16 protein-coding genes are annotated in these 15,343 nt (G+C 63.3%); 10 read left to right on the top strand and 6 right to left on the bottom strand.

Features of this window, described 5'->3' with window-relative positions; genetic code table 11:
* The first annotated feature begins 26 nt into the window (after window positions 1-26).
* The gene (locus tag APH42_RS07670) at window positions 27-1,898 is read left to right on the top strand and encodes a SurA N-terminal domain-containing protein (protein ID WP_060493062.1); all 1,872 of its coding nucleotides are present in this window, start codon (window positions 27-29) and stop codon (window positions 1,896-1,898) included.
* Between the two features lie 82 nt (window positions 1,899-1,980).
* Here the strand turns inward: APH42_RS07670 and APH42_RS07665 are convergent, their stop codons facing one another.
* Complete coding sequence (locus APH42_RS07665; protein ID WP_012271567.1) at window positions 1,981-3,021, bottom strand: patatin-like phospholipase family protein; 1,041 nt, start codon at window positions 3,019-3,021, stop codon at window positions 1,981-1,983.
* A 178-nt stretch (window positions 3,022-3,199) separates the two neighbouring features.
* On the opposite strand from APH42_RS07665, the gene APH42_RS07660 reads away from it, so the two are divergent.
* The 3 genes from APH42_RS07660 to APH42_RS07650 all read left to right on the top strand — a co-directional run bounded on the left by APH42_RS07660 (window position 3,200) and on the right by APH42_RS07650 (window position 5,147).
* The gene (locus tag APH42_RS07660) at window positions 3,200-3,478 is read left to right on the top strand and encodes a lipoprotein (protein WP_003250254.1); all 279 of its coding nucleotides are present in this window, start codon (window positions 3,200-3,202) and stop codon (window positions 3,476-3,478) included.
* Window positions 3,479-3,492: 14 nt separating this feature from the next.
* Window positions 3,493-4,272 carry a CHAD domain-containing protein gene (locus APH42_RS07655; RefSeq protein ID WP_060493061.1) on the top strand — a complete coding sequence of 260 codons (780 nt, stop codon included), beginning with the start codon at window positions 3,493-3,495 and terminating at the stop codon, window positions 4,270-4,272.
* A 77-nt stretch (window positions 4,273-4,349) separates the two neighbouring features.
* Window positions 4,350-5,147, top strand: coding sequence for an acyl-CoA thioesterase II (locus APH42_RS07650; RefSeq protein WP_060493060.1), 798 nt, complete (start codon window positions 4,350-4,352; stop codon window positions 5,145-5,147).
* A 36-nt stretch (window positions 5,148-5,183) separates the two neighbouring features.
* On the opposite strand, the gene APH42_RS07645 is transcribed toward APH42_RS07650, so the two are convergent.
* The 3 genes from APH42_RS07645 to APH42_RS07635 all read right to left on the bottom strand — a co-directional run bounded on the left by APH42_RS07645 (window position 5,184) and on the right by APH42_RS07635 (window position 7,995).
* Complete coding sequence (locus tag APH42_RS07645; RefSeq protein ID WP_060493059.1) at window positions 5,184-5,552, bottom strand: Mpo1-like protein; 369 nt, start codon at window positions 5,550-5,552, stop codon at window positions 5,184-5,186.
* A gap of 75 nt (window positions 5,553-5,627) precedes the next feature.
* The gene (locus tag APH42_RS07640) at window positions 5,628-7,106 is read right to left on the bottom strand and encodes a methyl-accepting chemotaxis protein (protein WP_060493058.1); all 1,479 of its coding nucleotides are present in this window, start codon (window positions 7,104-7,106) and stop codon (window positions 5,628-5,630) included.
* Window positions 7,107-7,200: 94 nt separating this feature from the next.
* Window positions 7,201-7,995 carry a TatD family hydrolase gene (locus APH42_RS07635; protein WP_012271572.1) on the bottom strand — a complete coding sequence of 265 codons (795 nt, stop codon included), beginning with the start codon at window positions 7,993-7,995 and terminating at the stop codon, window positions 7,201-7,203.
* A gap of 157 nt (window positions 7,996-8,152) precedes the next feature.
* Here APH42_RS07635 and APH42_RS07630 point away from each other — a divergent pair, with 157 nt between their 5' ends.
* The 4 genes from APH42_RS07630 to greB all read left to right on the top strand — a co-directional run bounded on the left by APH42_RS07630 (window position 8,153) and on the right by greB (window position 11,125).
* Entirely contained in the window at window positions 8,153-9,559 is a 1,407-nt protein-coding gene (locus tag APH42_RS07630; RefSeq protein ID WP_012271573.1) for a transglycosylase SLT domain-containing protein, read from the top strand.
* 113 nt (window positions 9,560-9,672) lie between these two features.
* Window positions 9,673-10,110 carry a DoxX family protein gene (locus APH42_RS07625; protein WP_012271574.1) on the top strand — a complete coding sequence of 146 codons (438 nt, stop codon included), beginning with the start codon at window positions 9,673-9,675 and terminating at the stop codon, window positions 10,108-10,110.
* A gap of 224 nt (window positions 10,111-10,334) precedes the next feature.
* On the top strand, window positions 10,335-10,643 hold the full coding sequence (locus APH42_RS07620; protein WP_060493057.1) for a hypothetical protein: 309 nt from the start codon (window positions 10,335-10,337) through the stop codon (window positions 10,641-10,643).
* An 11-nt stretch (window positions 10,644-10,654) separates the two neighbouring features.
* On the top strand, window positions 10,655-11,125 hold the full coding sequence (gene greB, locus APH42_RS07615; RefSeq protein WP_012271576.1) for a transcription elongation factor GreB: 471 nt from the start codon (window positions 10,655-10,657) through the stop codon (window positions 11,123-11,125).
* Between the two features lie 47 nt (window positions 11,126-11,172).
* Here the strand turns inward: greB and APH42_RS07610 are convergent, their stop codons facing one another.
* Window positions 11,173-13,680 (bottom strand): ABC transporter permease, encoded by a 2,508-nt coding sequence (locus APH42_RS07610; RefSeq protein ID WP_012271577.1) that lies wholly within the window; start codon window positions 13,678-13,680, stop codon window positions 11,173-11,175.
* Window positions 13,680-14,363: an ABC transporter ATP-binding protein gene (locus APH42_RS07605; protein ID WP_012271578.1), complete on the bottom strand. Its 684-nt coding sequence runs from the start codon at window positions 14,361-14,363 to the stop codon at window positions 13,680-13,682. Before APH42_RS07605 ends, APH42_RS07610 begins: the two co-directional genes overlap by 1 nt.
* Window positions 14,364-14,373: 10 nt before the next feature.
* On the opposite strand from APH42_RS07605, the gene APH42_RS07600 reads away from it, so the two are divergent.
* A complete protein-coding gene (locus tag APH42_RS07600) occupies window positions 14,374-14,979 on the top strand; it encodes an arylesterase (protein ID WP_041166452.1) in 606 nt (201 codons plus the stop codon).
* 58 nt (window positions 14,980-15,037) lie between these two features.
* A complete protein-coding gene (locus APH42_RS07595) occupies window positions 15,038-15,328 on the top strand; it encodes a hypothetical protein (protein WP_012271580.1) in 291 nt (96 codons plus the stop codon).
* Window positions 15,329-15,343 lie beyond the last annotated feature (15 nt).

Genomic DNA, 15,343 nt, shown 5'->3' with positions numbered 1-15,343 from the left:
GTGGTACAGCCGTTTCTGGGGGACGCATGCTGCAAAATATCAGGGACAATTCACAAGGTTGGATTGCCAAGACCATCATCGGCCTTATCGTCGTGTTGATGGCGTTGACCGGCTTCGAAGCCATTTTTCAGGCCGCCACCCATAGCCAGGACGCCGCCAAGGTGAACGGCCAGACCATCAGCCAGAACGAGCTGAGCCAGGCGGCCGACATGCAGCGCCGTCAGCTGATGCAACAGTTGGGCAAGGATTTCGACCCAGCGCTGCTGGATGACAAATTGCTGCGTGAAGAGGCCCTCAAGGGCTTGATCAGCCGCAAGCTGCTGCTGCAAGGCGCCGAAGATGCCAAGTTCGCCTTCTCCGAGGCCGCGCTTGATCAGGTGATCCTGCAGACGCCGGAGTTTCAGGTGGACGGCAAGTTCAGTGCCGACCGTTTCGACCAGGTCATCCGCCAGATGGGCTACGGTCGCATGCAGTTCCGCGAGATGCTCGCCGAGGAAATGCTCATCGGCCAGCTGCGCACCGGCCTGGCTGGCAGCAGCTTCGTGACCGATCAGCAGGTTGACGCCTTTGCTCGCCTCGAGAAGCAGACGCGCGACTTCGCCTCCCTGACCTTCAAGGCCGACCCGGCCGCGGTCAAGGTCAGCGAAGAAGAGGTGAAGGCGCACTACGACCAGCACGCCAAGGAGTTCATGTCGCCTGACCAAGTAGTGATCGACTACATCGAGCTGAAGAAGTCGGCGTTCTTCGACCAGGTCAAGGTCACCGACGAAGAACTCAAGGCCCAGTACGAGAAGGAAATCGCCAACCTCGCCGAGCAGCGCCATGCCGCGCACATCCTCATCGAGGTCAACGACAAGGTCACCGAAGCCCAGGCCAAGGCCCGCGCCGAAGAGATCGAGCAGCGCCTGGCCAAGGGTGAAGACTTCGCCGCGCTGGCCAAGGAGTTCTCCCAGGACCCAGGCTCGGCCAACAACGGCGGCGACCTCGGCTTTGCCGGCCCGGGTGTATACGACCCAGCCTTCGAAGACGCGCTCTACAAGCTGCAGGATGGCCAGGTATCGACGCCGGTGCGTACCGAGTTTGGCTACCACCTGATCAAGCTGCTGGGCGTGCAGGCGCCAGAAGTACCGAGCTTCGCCAGCCTGAAGGACAAGCTGGCCCGCGACCTGAAGATTCCGTTGGTCGAGCAGCGTTATGTCGACGCCAGCAAGCAACTGCAGGATGCAGCCTACGAGGCTTCCGACCTGGCCCAGCCGGCCCAGGACCTGAACCTCAAGGTGCACACCTCTGCAGCGTTTGGCCGCGAAGGCGGTGAGGGCATCACGGCCAACCGTTCAGTGGTGCAGGCCGCGTTCTCCGAAGAAGTGCTGGATGAGGGTGCCAACAGCACCGCCATCGAACTCGACCCGGAAACCACTGTAGTGCTGCGTGTCAAGGAGCACCGCAAGCCAGAGCAATTGCCGCTGGAAGCTGTGGCCAAGAACATCAGCGAACACCTGGCCAAAGAGAAGGCGACTGCCGAGCTCAAGGCCAAGGCGGACAAGCTGATTGCCGGCCTGCGTGATGGTTCCATCGCAGCAGGTAGCGTGCATGAAGGGCAAGGCTGGAAAGCTTATGAAGCAGTTACACGTGGTGAGGACGGCATTGACCCGGCCGAGCTGCAGGCGCTGTTCCGCCTGGGCAAGCCGCAAGCCAAGGACAAGCCGGTTTATGGCAGCGTAGTGCTGCGCGACGGTAGCCTGGTAGTACTGCAGCTCAAGGGCGTCAACGAAGGCGCAACTGCCACCGACGAAGAGAAGCAGCAGATCCGCCGCTACCTTGCGTCGCGTGCTGGCCAGCAGGACTTCGCGGCCTACCGCAAGCAGCTGGAAGCCAATGCGGATATCACCCGTTACTAAGGTGATCGCTGCATGAACAAACAGGCCGCCTCGTGCGGCCTGTTTCATTTCGGTTCACGTGAAGGCATGCACGGTCATCGTGTTAGCGCTTCACCCCTTCATAGTTATCCAGCGTATCCCGCGCAATCTCCCGCCCTAGAGCAATCAGCTCCGGCGCCTTGTAGAACTCGAAAAACCGGCAGACCCGTTTAGGCACGTTGATCAGCACGTCTGGCGGATAGCCGGCGATTTTGTACTGTGCCAACGAGGTCTGCATGACCTCGAAGCTCTGGTTGATCAGGTCCAGCAGCGAAGCAGGCCCCACGTTATCGATGATGAACGAACCGGTAGCCGACTTCGGTGCACCCTCGCGCTCCGGTGCCGCCGCCGGTTGCTGGCTTTCCGGGTCGGCGGCATCGTTCAGCCATGGGCTGGGTGGAGCCAGCCCTTCGGCGACGATCTCCTGCTCGATGCGTATCAGCTCCTCGGCCGGCTTGCGCCGAAACGGCAAGCGTGAACCCAGTGAACTCAACAAAGCATCAAAACGCATCTTGAATGCCGCCGGGCGTTCGATCACCGGCAACTGATAGTGCTTCTGGTTGGTGGCGTTGAGGTTGACCGCGATGATCAGGTCGCAATGGCTGGACACCACCGGGACGATTGGCAAGGGGTTGAGGATGCCTCCGTCGACCAGCATGCGGTTGCCTTGCATCACCGGTGTGAACAGGCTGGGGATGGCTGCCGAGGCGCGCATGGCCTGATGCAGGCAGCCCTCCTGGAACCAGATTTCCTGCTGGTTGGTGAGGTCGGTGGCCACTGCTGTGTAAGGAATACGCAGTTGCTCGATGTTGATTTCGCCGACGATCTTGCGGATCTGCCCAAACACCTTGTCGCCGCGAATGGCACCCAGTCGAAAGCTGACGTCGACTAGGCGCAATACATCCAGATAATCCAGGCTTTCGATCCAGTTGCGGTAGTCGTCCAATTTGCCGGCGGAGTAGATGCCGCCAATCACCGCGCCCATGGAGCAGCCGGCGATACAGGCGATGTCGTAGCCGCGGCGCTCGATTTCCTCGATGACGCCGATGTGTGCATACCCCCGGGCTCCGCCCGATCCCAGTACCAGCGCTACGCGTTTACTCATGAACATTCCCCGGCCATTGCCACCATGGTCCTACAATGCACCCATCGCTGCCTGTGCTTCAATGTAGATCGCGCTGAGCTACTGTATTAAAACCGGCCGGAGCCCGCTGGCCGGGCAGGGCACTTTTCAGCTGCCGGGGCGTCGAACAGCCACCGAATTTTCCATTGAGGTATTACTGATGAAAGCCTGGATCTGCCTTCCACTGATTGCCTTGGCCCTTGCCGGCTGTGCGGGCAAGACGGCCTACCGTGACAGCTGCGCGACCCAGCTGGATGCCGCCTGGAAGGAACTGGACCTGGCCAAGGCCGAAGGCTTTGCCGGTGCCGTGAGCTATTCCAAGGCTTTGTCGCTGCTCACCGGGGCCAAGACCCAGCAGCAGTTCGAAGGTTACGAAAGCTGTACCCGCAAAGCTGAAAAGGCGCGCTTCTACATTCGTGAATCGCGCGCCGGGCGTTGACCAAGGAGCGTCCAATGTCTGCCATGCTCGATCATGTCGTAGCTCAGATTCTGGCCGTGCAGGTGCGCCTGCTGGCCTGTCGCGAGCGCTTGGCTGCCAATACCGACAGCGAGGCCTTGCACGACCTGCGTATCACCTTGCGCCGGCTGCGCAGCCTGCTGCGGCCGCTGCGCGGCCTGCCTGGCGTGGAGCAACTGGAAGATGCCGCCAGCGCGCTGGGTACCCTGACCACGCCGCTGCGTGATCGCGAGGTGCTGGCGGCTGAGCTGATCGGGCGCGGCCAAATCGCGGCCGGCCAGCGGCGCCTTCAGGGGCGTGACAAAACCTTCGCCAGTGTCGCTGCTAGCCCACAGCTGGCAAGGGTGCTGGCGATTGTCGACGCGTTTCCACTGTTTCTGCGTGCGGCAGGCCGTGAGGGTTTGGTCAAGTCGCTGGGCAAGCGCATCGACAAACGCCTGGTCAAGCAATGGCGCAGGTTGAACGAAGCGCTGCAGGACCCGGCCCACGATCGTCACCGGCTGCGTTTGCTGATCAAGCGTGCGCGCTATGGCGATGAGGCATACCCGCAGCTCAACCATGCAGGCAAGAAACTGCAGCGTTTGCTGAAGCAGGCGCAGGGCGACCTTGGCAACTGGCACGACCGCCTGCAATGGCTGCTGCAAGTGCGCGATCATGCCGACCTGGCCCCCTGCAAGGCGGCTTGGGAGCATGAGCTGCACGAGGCTGAGCGCCAATCGGATGTGACCCTCGATGCCCTGCAACGGGCGCTGGCGCGGCGCCAGCCCGAAAAATGACCGAAATGCGGGCTGATCCCCCGAGGTTTGCTGGCTAGGATGGGCAGACCTTTTTCGCTGCAGGCAGGAGCCGGCCAATGAATTTCAACCAACTGCTCGACGCCGTGCGGGCCAACCCGAACTCCGTCAGTATCCCGCCCAGCTGGGCCCAGGGCCGCGCTGCCTTTGGCGGGCTGATGGCGGCAATGGTCTATGAAACCATGCGCCTGAAACTCAGCGACAGCCGCCCGGTACGCTCGCTGGCCATCAGCTTTGTGGCGCCAGCGGCGGCAGATGTGCCGATCCGCTTCGAGGTGGAGGTGCTGCGTGAAGGCAAGGCAGTCAGCACCTTGCTGGGCCGCGCCGTTCAGGATGGCCAGGTGGTGACGCTGGTACAGGGCAATTTCGGTGCAGGCCGGCCTTCGGTGGTCGAAGTGCCAGCATTACCGGCGATGGAAATGCCGGCACTCGATGATGCAGCTCCCGAGTTACCGTACATCAAAGGCGTTACCCCGGAGTTCATGCGGCACGTGGCATTGCGCTGGGCAGTGGGCGGGTTGCCGTTCAGTGGCAATCAGTCGCGCAAGATGGGGGGCTGGGTACGGTTGCGGGATGTGGCTGAAGAACAGGTCAACGAAACGCACCTGCTGGCGTTGGTCGATGCCTGGCCACCGAGCCTGATGCCGTTTCTCAAGCAGCCCGCAGCGGGCAGCACGCTGACCTGGACCATCGAATTCATTCAGCCCACGGCGAAGCTATCGACCCTGGACTGGTGCCGGTATTGCGTAGAGACCGAGCATGCGCGGGATGGTTATGGGCATGCTGCTGCGGCGTTGTGGACCGCAGGGGGTGAATTGCTGGCCTTGAGCCGCCAGACCGTCACCGTGTTTGCCTAACCCGTAACCACAGCGATTGCGCGCATGATCGTCACGTCAATGGCGGTGCTTGTGCCGCTCCCGCCAGGCCTTCCACCAAGCCCCGCTGAGTACAAAGCGCGGGAAGGTGATGAACTGCTCGGTCAGTAAGCGTTGCATGGCATCCTGGCGGTTGGCGAATGGCTCGGGCTGTTCGGCTTCCAGGCGGTGGCCATGGCGCTGCAGGCCGAGGCCGGCGATCAAGGCAATGATACCCACCGCGATCTGGCCCAGGTCGAGACCGAAGAGGCCGGACAGCACCAGCAGAGCCCCCAGGATGAACAACGGCACGGCAATCAGGTGCAGCACCAGATTGGTCGGGTGGCGGTGGTTATGGTGGTAGCCGCGCCATTGCCAGGCGGGCAGGTTGGGCAGGCGTTTGCTCATGGGTAATTCCTCTCGGTCATGCCCAAAGCTTAGTGCGGCCCCCGAGCGGGGGCCAATCGAGGCTGGCTATGGTGGCTATAGCTTGAGCTGGCCAATGGCTTTGCTCAGTTCGCCTGCCAGGGTCGCCAGTTCGCTGCTGGTGGTCGCCGAGCTCACTGTCTGCTGCACAGTCTGCTCGGTGACATCGCGGATGCTCACCACCGCGCGGTTCATTTCCTCGGCCACCTGGCTTTGCTGCTCGGCCGCCACAGCAATCTGGGTATTGCTTTCGCGCATTTGCGCCACGGCACCGGTGATTTCGGCCAGCGCCTCACCGGCTTCCTGTGCCTGGCGCACGCAGTCGTCGGCCTTGTACGAGCTTTCCTGCATGAACTCCACTGCATCGCGGGTGCCCGACTGCAGGGCCGAAACCATGGTGGTGATCTCGTCTGTGGAGGATTGCACGCGTTTGGCCAGGTTGCGCACTTCATCGGCCACCACGGCAAAGCCGCGCCCCAAGTCACCGGCGCGCGCTGCTTCGATGGCGGCGTTGAGCGCCAGCAGGTTGGTCTGTTCGGCAATACTGTGGATCACACTGACCACGCCGTTGATTTTCTGGCTGTCTTCAGCCAGCTGACGAATCATCTCGGCAGTTTGCTGCACGCCACTGGAAAGCCCGGAAATCGAATCCTGCACCCGGCTGACCACCTCTTTGCCACTGCCGGCCAGGGTGTCGGCGGATTGTGACAAGTCGCGGGTGGCGCCGGCGTGCTGGGCAATGTGGTGCACCGTCGCCGACATTTCGTTGATGGCGGTGGCCGCTTGATCGGTTTCGCTCTGTTGGCCAAGCATGCCGTGGCGCACGTCGCTCATGCTGGCGGCCAGGCGTGCGGCACCTGAGTCCAACTGTGCAGCGGTATGGGCGACGGTGCTGACCACGCGGTGATAGGTTGCCTGCATGGCGTTGAAGGCCCCGGCCATCTGGCCGACCTCGTCGCCACAGGCTAGCGGTACCCGAGCCGCCAGGTCGCCGGTTTTTTCCACGTGCAGCATCACGTCCTTGAGGGTATTGAGCTGGCTGAGCAGGAAGCGGATCAGCAGTTGTGAGGCGCCGAGCATGGCCAGCATCAATATCAGCACGCACACCGCGTAATTGCTGAAGCGATCGAAGAATACCTGGCGCAGGCTGGGCGACTGGGCCAGCACGGCAACCTGCTGGTCGCCGTTGCGCAGTACCTGTGCGCCGCGCAGCGGGTTGTCACCGAGGATCCAGGCGCTGGGCAGTGCAACCCAGCCCTGGGCGTTGCGCAGGGCTTCAAGGGCCTCACCGGCGAAGGTTGGCGTTTGCCCGGCCGACCAGCTGATGACGTTGGCCGGGCGCGGCAGTGCTTGCCCGGCCGGCCAGGCAGCCAACAACTGGGCTTGCGCGGCCGCTTGCTCCTGCGCTGCCTCGGCGCGTGCGCGTTGCTCCAGGTGCACGGCATACAGCACCAGCAGCAAGGTGGTCACAAAGGCCACCGCGTTGACGGCCCAGAATTTGTACTTCAAGGAAACGTTGCTAAGCCAGGCACCCATGGGCAGGTCTTCTCTGAGTTGAGCGGAAACAATATTGGCAAGGTGCCATCATTGTGCCTGTATCACTCAGGTCCGTTGTTGATATGCGTCAAATTCAGATTTGGAAAAATGCCCGCGCCGTCGCTGTGGTATGCGCCGCGGTCTGCTCGGCCGACTCACCTCGATGCAGGGCCACTTCGCGCAAGACCTCCGGCAGAAACGCCGGCTCGTTACGGCCGTTTTTTGGCTTGGGCCGCAGGCTGCGCGGCAGCAGGTAGGGCGCGTCGCTTTCCAGCATCAGCCGGCCTTGCGCAATGTTGCCTACCAGAGGGTGCAGGTGGGTGCCGCGGCGTTCGTCGCAAATCCAGCCCGTAATGCCGATATGCAGGTCCATGTCCAGATAGGCGAACAGTGCTTCGCGCTCACCGGTAAAGCAGTGCACCACCGCGCCGGTCAAGTGGTCGCGGTAATCCTTGAGGATTGCCAGCAAGCGTTCGCTGGCATCACGCTCGTGCAGGAACACCGGCAGGCGCAGCTCCACAGCCAGGGCCAGCTGGGCTTCCAGGGCTTTTTCCTGCAGCGGGCGAGGGGAGAAGTCGCGGTTGAAATCCAGGCCGCATTCGCCCACGGCGCGCACGCGCGGTTCATTCAGCAACAGGCGCAGCTGGCGCTCGCTGTCGGCATCCCAGGCTTTGGCGTCATGAGGGTGCACGCCGGCCGTGGCGAACAGGTGCGCACTGTTCGGGTCCAGCTGCTGGCACAGCGCCAACGCCTGTTCGCTGACGGCCAGGCTAGTGCCTGTCAGCACCATTTGCGTAACCCCGGCCTCAAGTGCGCGCTCGACGATTGCTGCCTGTTGGTCGTGGAAACTGCTGTTGGTCAGGTTGACGCCGATATCGATCAGTTGCATGGTGCTATCTCGTGCCGCGGGGCGGCCAGCATAGCAAAAACCGCGTTTTTCTGAAAAAACCAAGAACTTCATGCTGTTGCCGTGGTCTTTTACCGTCATTTATCACTTGGCGGTGCAACCCATGGATGCCGCCCACCGACCACGGACACGTTTGCGCATGCTGCGATGCTGGCTTGTTTTCCTGCTGACGCTTGGGCTGGTCCTTGCCGGTCCGGCACAGGCGCGCGCGCCGGGGCCGCAGCAGAATATTCCGCCAGCCAAGGTGCGTGACCTGCAGCAGATTCGCACCAGCAAAGTGCTGCGGGTGCTGGTCAACCAAAGCCGCAACAGCTCGGGTGAAGTCAAGGGCGAGCCGGTCGGCATTGAGTATTATCGCCTGCGTGCCCTGGAGCATTACCTCAATGCTCGTACCGACGACGACCAGCAGATCCAGCTGAAACTCATCCCAAGGGCCAAGGAGCAGTTGCTGGGCGCCTTGGCCCGTGGCGAGGGTGACCTGGCTGCGCCTGGCGAACTGCTCGACCCCAGCACGGTGCGCGGCGTCAGCAGCAGTGCGCCGATACTCGACCAGGTGCCGTTGATGCTGGTCGGGCGTAAAGGCGAGCGAAGCTTCAGCAAGGTCGAGCAGTTGTCCGGGCGTACCGTGGCCTTGACCAGCGCCAGCGCCGCCGGGCCAATGATCCAGCAGGTCAACCAGCAACTGGCGCTGCGCAAGCGGCCGCCAATCAAGGTGGAGTGGGTCGATTCGACGCTGGCGGTGGAGGACGTGCTGGAGATGGTACAGGCTGGCATCTACCACCTGACCGTAGTCGAGCAGCCTATTGCCCGCCGATGGGCGCGGGTTATGCCGCGGCTGCGCCTGGACAGCCGGGTGCACCTGGGGGCGCCGCAAGCCATGCGCTGGTATGTGGGGCGTGATGCGCCGCAATTGTTGGCGACAGTCGATCACTTCCTGCAAGGTTACCGCGCGCCTGACAACCAGGATGCCGCGTTCGAGCGCATCTACCGCCGTCAGTATCGGGTGCACAACCCGTTGGCCAGCAAGGACCGCCAGCGCCTGGCCTCGGTGCGGGCGGTGCTGCAGAAGCATGGTCAGGCGCAGCAGATCGACTGGCTCAACCTGGCTGCGCTGGCCTTCAAGGAGTCGACGCTCAACCCGGCCGCACGCGGCACCGGTGGTGCCCATGGCCTGATGCAGATCACCCCTTCGGCCGCCCAGCGCGTGGGGGTGAGCAACACCGCGACGGTGGATGGCAATGTCCAGGCCAGTGCTCGATACCTGGCGCTTATCCGGCGCAAGTTCTTCGCCAGTGCCAAGATCAACGAGCGTGAGCGCATGGCCTTTGTGCTGGCAGCCTACAATCTTGGCCCCGAGCGGGTCCAGGCCATGCGCGCCGAGGCTCGGCGGCGTGGGCTCAACGGTAACCAGTGGTTTTTCCAGACCGAACGCATCGCCATGGAGCAGGTGGGTATGGGGCCAGTCAATTTCGTCAACAGCGTCAACAAATACTACCTGGCGTTCAACCGCGAACGGGTCGCGCTGGAGCGCGTAGCGAAGCGTTGATGTATCGAATTTGTAGATTGTTATGTTGGGCTTTTTGCGATTTTCATATCAGTAGAATTGATTATGATGGCGCTCATCCCAACACAACTTCCTCGCTTCAAGGACGCTCCGACATGAACAACACTACCCTCAACGCCCTGTTCTCTACCCGTGCTGGCGCTGGCCTCAGCGTTATCCGCATCCTGGTCGGCATCATTTTCATGGCGCATGGTGCGCAAAAACTCTTCGGCCTGTTCGGTGGCTATGGCCTGGAAGGCACCGGCCAATGGATGGAAAGCATCGGCCTGGCCCCGGGTTACCTGATGGCCCTGCTGTCCGGTAGTGCCGAGTTCTTCGGCGGCCTGGCTCTGGTGGTTGGCCTGCTGGCTCGTCCAGCGGCGCTGGCGCTGACCGTGACCTTGGTGGTGGCGATCTTCTCGGTGCACATCGGCAATGGCCTGTTCATGTCCAACAACGGCTATGAGTTCGCCTTGGCGCTGCTGGCCGGTACCGTTGCCGTCATGATCGAAGGCGCAGGCCGCTTCTCGCTCGACCGCCTGATCGCCCGCTGATACTGCGCAAGCGGCAAGATACAAGCCTCAAGCCGAAAGTGATCGGTTTGAGGCTTGTATCTTGCCGCTTGTAGCTCTAGCATACCGCCTGCGCCGATTTAAACAGCTACTTGCGGGGCGCAGGAAAGCCCCACCTCCGGGCCATCCGAAATACCGCTAAAGCGCTGGTTCGGTGACGCCTCCCACCGCTGCCCAGCGGGATTCGCGAGGCGGAGAGAAGCTCCATGAGTTGCCCACGTACCAGTGTCTGTTTGAGCCCTTTGCCTGCCAACCAGGCGTCCCGCACACCGCGCATCCTGCTCGGTGGCCAGCATCAGCCCACCCTTTTGCGTCATCTCGATGGCCTGTCACGGCGCAAGGGCCAGGCGCGTGCCTTTCTGATTCAGTTCGCCGATAGCGGCTGCTACCTCGCGCAGTATGGCACTGACCGTTTCGACCTGGCCGTGATCCAGGCGCCAGCGCTGGAGGAGGCTGCCGAAGTCATCGGCCACCTCACCCGCATCGCGCGCCAAGGCCTGATTACCCGCCGCTGAGGAGTGCGCTGTTGAGCACCAACATCATCACCACGGAAGGCCATGAGGCGCTGAAGAAGGAGCTGGACCACCTGTGGCGGGTGTATCGGCCGGAAATCACCCAGAAAGTCGCCTGGGCGGCGTCGCTGGGAGACCGTAGCGAGAACGCCGACTATCAGTACAACAAGAAGCTACTGCGCGAAATCGACCGCCGAGTGCGTTACCTGCGCAAGCGCCTTGAAGATGTGAAGGTGGTGGCGTACTCGCCGCAGCAGGAGGGCAAAGTGTTTTTCGGTGCCTGGGTCGAAATCGAGAACGATGAGGGCGAGACCATGAAGTTTCGCATTGTCGGCTATGACGAGATCTACGGGCGCAACGATTACATTTCGATCGACTCGCCCATGGCCCGCGCCTTGTTGAAGAAGGAGGAGGGCGATGAGGTGGTGGTGCATACACCTACTGGTGAAGCGACCTGGTATGTGAACAGCATCAGCTACGGGTGATGAGTTGACGTTACCTGTGCCCGCCTCTTCGCGGGCACAGGCAGCCATCAAGTGTCGCGTAGAACCGCCAGCGGGCTAGCATTCAAGGCCCGTCGCGTCCCCAGTACCCCCGCACCCCCCACCAGCAACGCCCCCGCAAGCGGCAACACCAGCAACCACGGATGTGGGCTCCATTGCAGGTCAAAGGCGTAGCGGTACAGCACCAGGGTAATCAGTTCGCAGCCCACTGCAGCCAACAGCCCGCTGGCCGCTCCCAGCAAACCGAATTCGATACGCCGAGCCTTGACCAGCAACGGCCGCGCCGCCCCCAGGGCGCGCAGCAAGGCGCCCTGGCGAATGCGTTCGTCCAGTGTGGCCTGCAAGCCTGCGAACAGCACCGCCAGCCCGGCCGCCAGTACGAACAGCAGCACATACTCCACCGCCAGGGTCACCTGGGCGAGGATGCTGCGCAGCTGGTCGAGCAAGGCATCCACCTGCAGGATGGTCACTGCCGGAAACGCCCGTGACAGCGCCACCACATCCAGGTCATGCCCCGGTGCCAGGTAGAAGCTGGTCAGGTAGGTGGTCGGCAGCCCTTGTAGCGTGCCGGGCTGGAAGATCATGTAGAAATTCGGCTGGAAGCTGTCCCAGTGCACGCTACGCAGGCTGCTGACGCGGGCCTGGCGCTGCTGGCCGCCGATGTCGAATGTCAGCAGGTCGCCCATGTGCAGTTTCAGGCTGCTGGCCAGTTCCGCTTCCACCGATACCCCGGGGATTTCGTTGTCGGCTGGCAAGGCTTGCCACCAGCTGCCGGCGGTCAGCGCGTTGCCTTCGGGCAATTCGGCGGCCCAGGTCAGGCTGAGGTCGCGCTGTACGGCGCGCTCGCCTGCCGAGTCCTTGCTGACGATCTGCTGTACCGGCTGCTCGTTGATCTGCACCAGGCGCCCGGGCGTCACCGGGTACAGCGGCGCTGAAGTGGCGTTGACCTGGTGCAGGCGTTGAGCGAACGGTTCGCGGTCATCCGGCAGGATGTTCAGGGCGAAATGGTTCGGCGCATCCTTGGGCAACTGCGCTTGCCAGGTGTCGAGCAGTTCTGCGCGCAGCAGGGCGACCAGGGCCATGGCCAGCAAAATCAAGCCGAAGGCCAGGGCCTGGCCGGCGGCAGCCATGGGGTGGCGTAACAGCTGGCCGAGCCCCAGGCGCCAGGTGAGTGGCGCGCCGGCCAGCAGCTGGCGCAGGCTGCGCAATCCGAGTAACAGCAGGCCACCGAGCAATAGTGCAGCGACCAGGCCGCCGCCGAGCAGGGCGAAAGTGAGCAGCAAGTCGAGGCTCAGGCGCCACATGATCAGGCCCAGGGCAAACAGAGCGGCGCCGTACACCAACCAGCTGCTGGGTGGTATCGGTAACAGATCACGGCGCAGTACCCGCAGTGGCGGAACTTGGCCCAGGGCGGCAATTGGCGGCAGGGCGAAGCCGGCCAGTGCAACCAGCCCGGTACCGATACCGGCCAGCGCCGGGATGATGCCACCGGCCGGTACCACGCTTGGCAGCAGGCCGTGCAGCAAGCGGAACAGGCCCAACTGAGCCAGCCAGCCGAGCAGGGCGCCGGCAAAGGCGGCGACGAGGCCGAGCATGGCCAACTGCAGGCAATACAAGCCCAGAGCCTGGCGGCGTGAGAGCCCCAGGCAGCGCAGCAGGGCGCTGGCGTCCAGGCGGCGTGCGGCGTAGCGGCTGGCCGAGAGGGCCACAGCCACGCCGGCCAGCAGCACGGCCACCAGGCTGGCCATGTTCAGGTAGCGTTCGGCCTTGCCCAGCGCGCCGCCGATCTGTTGGTTGCCATCGCGGGTGTCGCGCAGGCGCTGGTTGGCGGCCAGGTCTTTTTCCACGGCTTGGCGGTACCGGGCCAGTGCCTCGGCATCACCGCGCCACAGGTCGCGGTAGGTGACCCGGCTGCCCGGCTGGATCACGCCGGTTGCCCCCAGGTCGGCCAGGTTCATCATCACGCGCGGGGTAAGGCTGTAGAAGTTGTTGGCGCGGTCTGGCTCGTAGGTCAGCACGCGGCTCATGCGCAGGGTTTTCATGCCTACGTCGATGCTGTCACCAATCGCCAGCCCCAGTGCCGCCAGCAGGCGTGGTTCGACCCACGCCTCGCCAGGAGCAGGGCCGCCGCCAGGCGTTTCCTCGGCGTAAGGTGCCGGCGCGCTGCGTACTTGCCCGCGCAATGGGTAGGTGCCGTCGGCGGCCTTGACGCTGGACAGTTGGATGCCGTTATCGCCGCCCACCACACTGGTGAACTCGACCACCTGCGCGTGGCGCAAGCCAAGTGCCGTGCCGGTATCGATCTGTTGCTCGCGGGCGGGGGCACTGCCCTGCAGCACCAGGTCGGCACCCAGGAATTCGCTGGCGCGCAGTTGCATGGCACCGTTAAGGCGGGCGCCGAAATAGCCGATGGCGGTGCTGGCTGCCACCGCCACCAGCAGGGCAAAGAACAGCACGCGTACTTCGCTGGCGCGAATGTCGCGCAGCAACTGGCGCAGGGCCAGGCCGCACAGGCGGGATAACGGCATGTGGTTCATCAGGCTTCCACCGAGGTCACCAGGCGCCCCGCGTCCAGGCGGATCTGGCGGCGGCAGCGCCGGGCCAGGCGTTCGTCATGGGTGACCAGCACCAGGGTGGTGCCGCGCTCCTTGTTCAATTCAAACAGCAAGTCGCTGATGCGCTCACCCGTGTGGCTGTCGAGGTTGCCGGTGGGTTCGTCGGCAAACAACACCGCAGGCTGTGCGGCGAAGGCGCGGGCGATGGCCACCCGCTGCTGCTCGCCGCCCGACAGTTGGCGTGGGGTGTGGCTCAGGCGCTTGCCGAGGCCGACCCGTTCCAGCAGGGTGCGCGCCTGTTCGCGTGCATCGCGGCGGCCGTCCAGCTCCAGTGGCAGCATGACGTTTTCCAGCGCATTGAGGCTGTCGAGCAGTTGGAACGACTGGAACACGAAGCCCACATGTTCGGCGCGCACACGGGCGCGCTGGTCTTCATCCAGTGGCCCCAGGTCATGGCCGGCGAGAATGACCTTGCCAGCGCTGGGCTGGTCGAGGCCCGCGAGCAGGCCGAGCAGCGTCGACTTGCCAGAGCCCGAGGCGCCGACGATGGCCAAGCTGTCACCCTGGGTGAGATCAAGGGAAAGTGCGTGGAGGATGGTCAGGTCGCCTTCCGCGCTGGGGACCACTTTGCTAAGGTTCTGCGCAACGAGAATGCTGGGGCTCATGGAGAATCCGATGCGAGTGTGGTGGTTGAGTGCCGGTCTGGCCCTGTATTGCCTGGCCCAGAGCGCGGCGGCGGGAACGCTGCTGATTGTTGGCGATAGTATCAGCGCCGGTTTTGGCCTGGATACCCGCCAGGGTTGGGTGTCTCTCTTGCAGACCCGCCTCAAGGACGAAGGTTTCGATGACAAAGTGGTCAATGCATCGATCAGCGGTGACACCAGCGCAGGCGGCCAGGCACGGCTGCCGGCGCTGCTTGCAGCCCATAAACCCAGCCTGGTGGTGTTGGAGCTGGGCGGTAACGATGGCCTGCGCGGGCAGCCGCCCGCGCAATTGCAACAAAATCTTGCGTCGATGATCGAGCGTTCGCGCCAGGCTGGTGCCAAGGTACTTTTGTTGGGCATGCGCCTACCGCCCAATTATGGTGTGCGCTACACCACCGCATTTGCCAACGTGTATGAACAGCTGGCAGCGGACAAGCAGGTGCCCTTGGTGCCGTTTTTCCTTGAAGGGGTAGGGGGCGTGCCTGAGCTGATGCAGGCCGACGGCATCCATCCGGCGCAGGGTGCCCAGCAGCGCCTGCTGGAAAATGCCTGGCCAGCGATAAAACCCTTGCTGTGAAGCTTTAAACGAGGGCGCCTTTCGGCTAATGTTGCGCCCCCCGTTTCGAGTGCCCCCAATGCCGCGCCCTGCCTGGTCCCTGTTTGCCTACCAACTGATCGAGCCTGACGAGCAGCTCGACTTGTTCGCCTGCCAGGAAATCCGTGTTCACCTCGTGGCCCGCCAGCTTGAGCTGGGTGTGCCAGTCGACCGTACCTTGTGCGGTGGTCTGCTACCTGCGCAGCCGCGCTGGTCGGGGGTGCCGCGCTCGATCTACCGCGATGGCCGCCTGTGTGACCTATGCCGTGCCATCCTCGATGCCCAGCGACGCGGCATGCGCCCGGTGTGGCCTGAGCTGCATGGCAGCTGAACGGCAAGCACCTTT

Source organism: Pseudomonas sp. NBRC 111140 (genome assembly GCF_001320885.1).
Lineage (GTDB): Bacteria > Pseudomonadota > Gammaproteobacteria > Pseudomonadales > Pseudomonadaceae > Aquipseudomonas > Aquipseudomonas putida_P.
This window is presented reverse-complemented; position numbering and strand designations above follow the sequence as displayed.